Raw genomic sequence first — 8,405 nt, 5'->3', positions numbered from 1 at the left:
CCGCCCCGGCCGCCCACCCGCGGGGTCGGGCCCCCCGCAGTGCGCGTCCCTACCCATCCCTATCGCGGCAGGCTGACATGGCCAGGGCCCCCCTGTCCCGCTCCGTCACGCCCGCATGCCCTGCGAGGAGCCGATCCGTAACGGCCAGGGGGTCCCGATCAAAACGGAAATCGCCCCGGCACCATCAGGCACCGGGGCGACTTCGCACCACTTCTCACGTCCTACGGGTTCAGTGCACCGGCACGGACCGCGGCGCCGGAAGCTCCGGCTGCGCGGGAGGCAAAGCGGGCGCCTGGGTGGACGACGCCAGGGCGGGCATGCGCGGCGACACCTTGCCGGTGATGAGCCGCAGGTCCCGGCCTCCCTTGGTGAAGAACGTGTAGCCCCAGTTCAGCATCACGGAGATGCGGTTGCGGAAGCCGATGAGGTAGGCGATGTGCACGCCCGCCCAGACCATCCACGCGGGCAGCCCCTTCATGCGCCACTTGTCGAAGAGCACGCCCACCGCGTAGCCCCGGCCAATCACCGCGAAGCTGCCCTTGTCGTGGTAGCGGAACGCGCGCAGCGGCCGGTTCGCCAGCCGGTCGCGGATGGTCTTCCCCACGTGCCGCCCCATCTGCATCGCCGCCGGCGCGATGCCCGGCACCGGCTTGCCGTGCTGCTCCACCGCCGCCACGTCGCCAATCACATACACGTCACTCAGGCCCGGCGCCGTCAGCAGCGGCGTCACCTTCACCCGCCCCGCGCGGTCCAGCGGCACCTCCAGCGAGCGCACCAGCGGCGACGCCGCCACACCCGCGCCCCACAGCACCGTGCGCGTGGAGATGTGCTCGTCCCCAAACGTGACGCCCTCCGCGTCCACGTCCGTCACCATGGCCCCGGTGCGCACCTCGACGTGCAGCTTCTCCAGGTCGCGCTTCGCCGCTTCCGACAGCACCTCCGGATAGGCGCTCAGCACGCGCGGCAGGCCCTCCAGCAGAATCACCCGCGCCTCGCGCGTGTCGATGCGCCGGAAGTCCTTCGGCAGCGAGTGCCGCGTCATGTACGCGAGCGCCCCCGCCAGCTCCACGCCCGTGGGCCCCGCGCCAATGATGACGAAGGTCATCCACTCGCGCTGACGCACCGGGTCCGACTCGCGCTCCGCGGCCTCGAAGGCCGTCAGCACGCGCTCGCGGATGCGCACCGCGTCCTCCAACGTCTTCAGGCCGGGCGCCACCCGGTCCCACTCCGGGTGCTTGAAGTACGAGTGCGTCGCGCCCGTGCCCAGCACCAGCGAGTCGTAGGGAATCTCCCCGCCCTCGATGACCAGCACCTTGCGGCGCGTGTCCACCGACTTCGCCTCCGCCAGCATCACCTCCGTGTTGCGCGCGTGCAGCACGCTGCGGATGGGCGCGGAGATGTCCGCCGGGTTCAGCACCGCCGTCGCCACCTGGTACAGGAGCGGCTGGAAGAGGTGGTGGTTGTAGCGGTCCACCACCGTCACCCGCACGCTGTCCGCCTTGCCCAGGGCCTTCGCGGCCTGAAGCCCGCCGAAGCCCGCTCCCACGATGACCACGTGATGCCTGCTGTCCCGGTCGCGTTCCATGGCGGAAAAGGTGAGGACGCATGACGCGCCCCGCCAGCACCCGGTGTTCCTCGCCTGCCCGCCGCCCCGTGCTCGGACGCCCGGCCGCTCATCAGCCAGGCTCTAGAGCCCAAGCCCCCGAGGTCACGCGTCCGGCGGGGTCACCGTCACCAGCAGGAGCTGCCGGTGGATCCGCTCCACGTGCAGCAGCATCGCTCCCAGGGTCGCCGTGTTTCCCACGCACGGCAGGATGGCCGCGCGCAGTTCTCCCAGGACGCCCGTGCCCGTGGGCCCCGTGGCGCTCCACGCCGCGGCCACCTCCTGGCGTGCGCCGTCCGACAGGTCCACGATCCGCGGGTCCTTCGGGATGAAGCGCCCGGAAGCCTTCACGAGGCTGGCCAGCAGCGCGGCCACCGTCTCCGGCTTCGTGCCCTCCAGCTTCAGACGGTGGGCCATGCCCAGCGAGTGCAGGCCGTTGAGCCCCTCGCGCGGCTTGCCCTCCGGGGACAGCAAGCCCTCGCGCAGGTACTCCGCGGGCCGGGTGGCCGACAGGTCGACGTTCTCGTCGCTCGACATGGATTCACCAGGTGGAAGGGGTGCCACGCCCATCACATCACGGCGGCGGCGCGAGCGCGTCCCGCACGTGCGTTCCGATGGTGGGGCGCTCCCGGTCCGTCCACCTGGACCGGACCGGGGCAGCCCGTGCCGTGGGCTCAGCCCGCCTTGGCGGTGCCCTTCGTCTGGTGCCAGGCGGCGAGCACTTCCTTCTCCCGCTCGGCGGACAGGCCCGCGCGCAGCTTCTCCTGACGGTCCGGCGGCAGCGCGCGGAACCAGGTGAGCGTGTCGCGCACGGTGTCCGTGAGCGGGCGGGTGGCGAGCCCCGCCTGCGTCGCGCGGGCGATGCTCACCGCACCGAGGCCACCCTCCGGTCCGGCGCGCGGCACCCACCCGGGCATGTCCCCGAAGGACGTCACCTTCTGCTGATCCAGGAACGTGGCGTCCACCCAGGTGAAGCGCGCGTCGCCCCCGGTGACCTTCTGGATGTCCTCCAGCATGCCCTTCATCTTCATCGTCTGGACCGGGCCGGTGACGTTGAAGATGCCCATGGTGCGGCGCTCCACGTTCCGGATGATGAACGCGGCCAGGTCGCGCGCGTCGATGACCTGCACCGGATCCTCGCCGTCGCCGGGGGCCAGCACCTCGCCGCCCTTCGCCACGCGCAGCGGCCAGTAGGTGAAGCGGTCGGAGCCGTCATCCGGGCCCACGATGAGGCCGGGGCGGATGTTGAGCGTGCGGCCAGGCAGCGCGGCCTCGGCGGCCTGCTCACAGAGCGCCTTGAGCGCGCCGTAGTTCCCTTCGCCGATGTCCTCCACGGTCTCGTCCTGGATGGTGGCCACGGCGTCGGACTCGTTGATGTCCTTCTTCGCCACCTCCTTGTAGACGGACACGCTGGAGATGAAGACGTACTGCCCCACGTTGGGCGCGAGCAGCCCCGCGGACGCCTTCACGATGCGCGGCACGTAGCCGGACGTGTCGATGACCGCGTCCCACTTGCGGCCCGCCAGCGCCTTCAGGCCCTCGCCCTTGTTGGGGTCGCGGTCGCCCTGGAGCTTCTCCACGTCCGGGAAGAGGCCCGGGTTGGTCTTGCCGCGGTTGAAGAGCGTGAGGGTGTGGCCACGCGCCTGCGCCGCCTGCACCAGCGCGGGGCCCAGGAACTTGGTGCCGCCCAGGATGAGGATGTTGAGGGGCTTGCCCGGAGCGCTGTCTCCACCCTTGTCATCGCCGGCCGCCGGGCCCGCCTTCGGGGACGATGCACAGCCCAACACCTGGACCGCGCCCAGCGCGGCCGCTGCTTGAATCACGCCTCTTCGGGACAGCTTCATGCGGTGGTTCCTCCGGAAAGGGTCGTCTGCGGGACTGCCTCAGCGGTGCGCGTGCGCTGCTGACGCGCCAGGTACAGGGCCACCGCGAGCCACAGCGCGGCCACGGGCACGGCCGCCAGCGACAGGCCCGTCATGCCCAGGCCCAGCGCGGTGAGTCCGCCCTGCAGCCACGCGCTCAGCGTGTCACTGCCGCGGTACACCACCGTGTCGATGAAGCTCTTGGACTTGTAGCGGGCCTCGCGGTCCACCGTGGTGAACAGGATTTCGCGCGACGGGCGCTCCAGCGCGTAATGGCTCGCGCCCCTCAGCGACTTCACGGCGATGAGCACCGCCAGCACCGGCGCGAACGCGAGCACCCCAAAGCCCACCAGCGTGAGCACCGGCGCCACCGCCATCGCCACGCCCAATCCCAGACGCGAGATGACCCGCCCGGTGACCAGCGTCTGGAGGGCCAGCGTCAGCACCTGCACCCAGAAGTCGATGTCCGCGAACGCCGCCGTGCGCGCCGCCGCGTCCTTCGCCATCGACGCGACCAGCTGCACCTCCTGGTAGTACAGGAACGTGGAGGTCGCCGCGTACAAGAGCACCTGCAACCCCAGCGCGAGCAGGAACGGCGACGTCACCAGCAGCCGCAAGCCCGCGAGCATCCCGCCGCCCACCGGCCCCTCGCGCGTGGCGGGCTGGTGTTGCACGTCCCGCGCCCAGTGGCCCAGGCGGCGCACGCACTGCGCGCTCACCTCCAGCATCACCGCGGACAGGAGGATGAGGTTCACCGGCCCCACGGGCTCCGCCAGCCTGCCCACCAGGAAAGGGCCGGCAATCATCCCCGTGGTGCCGCCCGCGGCGATGAAGCCGAAGAGCCGCTTGCCCTGGTCGCTGGCGAACACGTCCGCCATGAAGCTCCAGAAGATGGAGACGACGAACAGGTTGTAGACGCTCAGCCAGACGTAGAAGGCCCGCGCCACGCTTTCCTTCGCCACGCCCCACTTGAGCAGCACGAAGAAGGCCAGCAGGTTGACGAGGAAGAAGCGGTAGACGCGCGGCACCACCACGCGCCTGGGATAGCGCGCCACCAGCGCGGAGAAGGCCGGCACCGCCAGCAGCATCACGACGAAGGTGACGGTGAAGAGCCAGGGCAGATGCTTCACGTCGCCGGCGGTGCCCATCTCGTTGCGGATGGGCCGCAGGATGGCGTAGCCGCACATCAGCGTGAAGAAGTAGACGAACGCTCCGAGGACCGCCCCCACCTCCTCGTCACGGACGTCCACGAAGCGCTTGAGCATGATGGCGGCGCCCTCAACGCCACGGGCGGCAGGCTATTCCCTACCTGCCAGCCTGTGGGGGAAAGAGGCTATTTCGCCGTGAGGATTTCGCGCACGGTGGCCTCCACGCGCGGCAGGGCCTCCTCGATTTCAGCGACCGAGGTGGCGCCCACGGAGAGGCGGAACCAGCCGGTGTCCTCCGCCAGGCCGAACGCCTGGAAGGGCACCACGGCGAAGCGGGCCTTCTCCAGCAGGCGCTTGCGGATGGCGTCATTGGTGGCGAGGCCGTCCTTGCCCACCACGTCGAAGCGCACGGAGAGGTAGATGGCGCCCTGCGGCGCGATGGCGTGCACCGGCAGGCCCGCGTCCTTCATGCGCTGGAAGCCCTTGTAGAGCGCCTCCAGGCGCGCGTCGACGCTCTGGCGCATGGTCTGGAGGAAGGACTCGGTGGCCTTCGTGTCGTCCAGGTAGCGCGCGGTGGCGACCTGTTCGGCCTTGGGGGCCCAGGCGCCCACGTGGCCCAGCACGTCGCGCATGCGGGAGATGAGGGTGGGCGCGCCCACGCCCCAGCCCACGCGCACGCCGGTGGCGGCGAAGGCCTTGCTGATGCCGTCCACGAACACGGTGTACGGCGCCATCTCCGGCACCAGCTCCACGGGCGTGACGTGCTTCTTGCCGAAGTTCAGCACCCAGTAGATGTGGTCGTACATCAGGATGAGGGGCTTCTGGCCGCGGCCCTCGCGGGCGCGGTTCTCCTCGACGATGCGCTGGCAGATGGCGCGCAGGGCCTCCGGGTCCAGCATGGTCCCGGTGGGGTTGAGCGGGCTGCAAAGGCAGAGCAGGCGCGCGGTCGACAGGTGCGGCTCCAGCTGCGCCAGCGTGGGCATGAAGCCCGCGGCCGCGTCCGTGGTCACCACCACGCTCTTGGCGCCCAGCATGTGGGCGTAGTGGTTGTTGTTCCACGACGGCACCGGGTAGACGACGACGTCCCCCGGGTCGAGCACCGCGCGGTAGGTGGCGTAGATGATGGGCCGCGCGCCGCCCGCGATGACGATGCCCTCCAGCGGATACTTCAGCCCCAGGGAGCGCTCGTAGAAGCGCTGCACGGCCTGGCGCAGGTCCAGCACGCCGTCGGACGGCGGATAGTTCGTCTCACCGCCCTGGAGCGCGGTGCCAATCTGGTCGCGCAGGCCGTCCGGGATGGGGAACTCCTTCGGGCTGAAGTCACCCACGGTGAGATTGCAGACCTTGGTGCCCTTGGCCACGAGCTCGCGGATCTCCGCAGCGATGCGGAGGATTTCGCTGCCCACGAGCCCACGCACCATGGAGCCCACGGTGGTGTCGTCGCGAGAGGGACGCGGGAGGGAGGTCAGGTCGAGGGCCATGGTGCGGAACTCTCCAGTGCACGAAGGGGGGCCAGGGGGACGCGGCCGGGCGGACCCTATACGCAACGGGGCCGGGAGGGCGCATCTTCCATGGTCCTGGCGCACGGGGTGTGCGAGGACTCGGAAAGTCCCCGGATGACGGGGTTCACGGGAGGAACCGGATGCGCCTGCGACAGGGGCTGTACGCGCTGGGAGTGGCTTGTGGACTGATGGGCCTGGGCTGCCAGAAGCAGGAGCCCCCGACCGTCCCCATGGACGTTCCGGCGGTGCCCCCGCCCACCAACACCGTGCCCCGCGAAGGTCCGGCGGCCACGGCGCCGGTGGTGCACCAGGTGCTGGAGGTGAAGGCGGGCGGCCCGGCGGACGCGGCACCGGACGCGGGCAAGCCGGCGGCCATCGCCGATGCGGCACCCGACTCGGGCAGCGTAGGCGTGGCGGCGTGGACGACGGCGGCGGTGGAGAAGCCGCGCGGGGAGCCTCCGGCCATCACGCTGCGCTCGGTGCGCACCGGGACGCACGCGGACTACGACCGCACGGTGTTCGAGTTCGAAGGGCCGCGCCTGCCGGGCTACCACCTGGGCTACGTGAAGACGCCGGTGCAGCAGTGCGGCTCTGGCGACGACGTGAAGACGCCGGGAGAGGCCGCGCTGGAGGTGCGCTTCACGCTGGCGCGAGCGCACGACGACCAGGGCCAGGCCACGGTGGCGCAGCGCACGCTCAAGCCCGCGCTGCCGTCCGTGCTGGCGCTGGAGCGCCTGTGCGACTTCGAGGGCGAGGTGACGTGGGTGCTGGGCACCACGCGCCGCGCCCCGTTCCGGGTGCTGGAGCTGACGAACCCCACGCGCCTCGTGCTGGACGTCCAGCACTGAGGCGGCGGACGGCGGCTACTTCTTCGGCGGCTGCACGCGCTTCTTCGCGATGAGGTCGCGCGCGTCGCGCTCCGAGTCCGCGAAGTCCACGTCCACCGTCCACTTGCCGGTGAAGTACAGGGCGAGCATCAGCGCCTTGGCGCCCGCGCGCTGGAGCGGGCCCGTGCCCAGGTAGACGTGGCCGCGGAACCACTCGGCCTTCGCCTGCGCCACCAGCAGCTCGCGCGCGTCCTTTTCGATGCTGGAGTTCGACACGTCGGAGATGACGAACACCGGCCCCTTCGCCGCCACCTCCTGACAGATTTCCAGCACCTTCTTCGAGTCCTCCAGCTTCGAGGGCCCGTTGAACTTCATCACCAACAGGTCCGGCGCTTCGAAGTACGCGCGATGCGCTCCGAACTCCCACTCACGATGATTCGCCACGCGATCCGTGCCTCACCCGATAAAGAATTGCGCAGACCGGATAGCATCGAGAACGAGGATTTCCAAGGACGCAGGCCAAGGCCTGCTCAGCGTGAAGTAGCGCCACTGCGGGTGGCAATGAACCGCTCAGGTCGGGTCGCGCGCGACGTCTGGCATTCCGGACCCGGGTCGAGCACGGGCACGGTAGGCGGAAGGGGTGACGCCGAAGCGTGAACGGAAGCGGCGCACGAACTCCGACAGGTCACCGAATCCACACGCGAACGCGACGTCCGAGATGCGCTCGCGGTCCGTCCGCAGACGCTCGGCGGCGAGTGTCAGGCGGCGGCCCAGGATGTAGCTGTAAGGGCTCTCTCCCACCACCTTGCGGAAGGTGCGCAGGAAGTGGTGGCGGCCCATGCCCAGCTCCTCCGCGAGCATCCCCAGGGAGAGGGGCTCCTCGATGCGGGCCTCCATGAACTGCACCGCGTCACCCATGCGGCGCTCCTCGCGGTCCGTGACGGGGCGGGCCCGGCCTTCGTGGAGCCCGCTCAGCGCCGCGCCCGCCATCCGCAGCGCCAGTTCCTCCGCGCCGCGTGAGCCCGGCTGCTCCGCCAGCGACTGGGCGTCCGCGATGAGCGGTGCGAGCCGCTGGAGTGGAGGAAGCCGGTGCATGGGGAAGTCCGTCCGCGTCACCCCGGACAGGTCCCTGGCCACTTCCTCCATGAGCGCGGGCTCGAAGTGGAACGCAACGCAGCGGTCGCCCACGCCGTGCTCATGGCCGCAGCAGAAGGACGCGTGCTGTTCCCCGAGCAGCAGCGAGCCGGGCGTCAGCAGCACCCGGCCGTTCCTGGAGCGGTAGGTGAAGCTTCCCGACAGGACGGCGGAGACGGACACCCAGGCGTGCTGCTCCTCGAAGACGGGGTCCTTCGGCCCGGAGCGGCAGACAATCTCGCGCACGCGCCACCCGTCGCCGGAGGCCAGCGGGCGCGCCGTGGTCAGGTCCACTTTCCCCAAGTCGGCCACGGTCCGTCCTTCCATCC

Annotated in this window: 8 protein-coding genes; 1 reads left to right on the top strand and 7 read right to left on the bottom strand. The window is 70.6% G+C overall.

Translation table 11 applies throughout. The annotated features are described in order from the left end of the window. Nucleotides 1–229: 229 nt before the first annotated feature. The 5 genes from D7X32_RS23480 to D7X32_RS23460 all read right to left on the bottom strand — a co-directional run bounded on the left by D7X32_RS23480 (nucleotide 230) and on the right by D7X32_RS23460 (nucleotide 6,094). Entirely contained in the window at nucleotides 230–1,555 is a 1,326-nt protein-coding gene (locus tag D7X32_RS23480) for an NAD(P)/FAD-dependent oxidoreductase (RefSeq protein WP_120604808.1), read from the bottom strand. A gap of 153 nt (nucleotides 1,556–1,708) precedes the next feature. Further along, nucleotides 1,709–2,140: a hypothetical protein gene (locus D7X32_RS23475; protein ID WP_120604807.1), complete on the bottom strand. Its 432-nt coding sequence runs from the start codon at nucleotides 2,138–2,140 to the stop codon at nucleotides 1,709–1,711. Between the two features lie 137 nt (nucleotides 2,141–2,277). Beyond that, entirely contained in the window at nucleotides 2,278–3,447 is a 1,170-nt protein-coding gene (locus tag D7X32_RS23470) for an NAD-dependent epimerase/dehydratase family protein (protein WP_120604806.1), read from the bottom strand. Beyond that, nucleotides 3,444–4,730 carry an NTP/NDP exchange transporter gene (locus D7X32_RS23465; protein WP_120604805.1) on the bottom strand — a complete coding sequence of 429 codons (1,287 nt, stop codon included), beginning with the start codon at nucleotides 4,728–4,730 and terminating at the stop codon, nucleotides 3,444–3,446. The genes D7X32_RS23470 and D7X32_RS23465 overlap by 4 nt, the downstream gene beginning before the upstream one ends. A 68-nt stretch (nucleotides 4,731–4,798) precedes the next feature. Continuing rightward, nucleotides 4,799–6,094, bottom strand: coding sequence for a pyridoxal phosphate-dependent aminotransferase (locus D7X32_RS23460; protein WP_120604804.1), 1,296 nt, complete (start codon nucleotides 6,092–6,094; stop codon nucleotides 4,799–4,801). A gap of 161 nt (nucleotides 6,095–6,255) precedes the next feature. On the opposite strand from D7X32_RS23460, the gene D7X32_RS23455 reads away from it, so the two are divergent. Further along, on the top strand, nucleotides 6,256–6,963 hold the full coding sequence (locus D7X32_RS23455; protein WP_120604803.1) for an AMIN-like domain-containing (lipo)protein: 708 nt from the start codon (nucleotides 6,256–6,258) through the stop codon (nucleotides 6,961–6,963). A gap of 15 nt (nucleotides 6,964–6,978) precedes the next feature. Here D7X32_RS23455 and D7X32_RS23450 read toward each other — a convergent pair whose 3' ends face one another. Further along, complete coding sequence (locus D7X32_RS23450; RefSeq protein ID WP_120604802.1) at nucleotides 6,979–7,386, bottom strand: hypothetical protein; 408 nt, start codon at nucleotides 7,384–7,386, stop codon at nucleotides 6,979–6,981. A gap of 126 nt (nucleotides 7,387–7,512) precedes the next feature. After that, nucleotides 7,513–8,388, bottom strand: a complete 876-nt coding sequence (locus D7X32_RS23445; protein WP_158625745.1) for an AraC family transcriptional regulator — start codon at nucleotides 8,386–8,388, stop codon at nucleotides 7,513–7,515. Nucleotides 8,389–8,405: the final 17 nt, after the last annotated feature.

Origin of the sequence: Corallococcus carmarthensis (genome assembly GCF_003611695.1) — a bacterium.
In the GTDB taxonomy this organism is placed as follows: domain Bacteria; phylum Myxococcota; class Myxococcia; order Myxococcales; family Myxococcaceae; genus Corallococcus; species Corallococcus carmarthensis.
The sequence above is the reverse complement of the archived record's forward strand: the minus strand, read 5'-3'. Positions and strand labels throughout refer to the sequence as shown.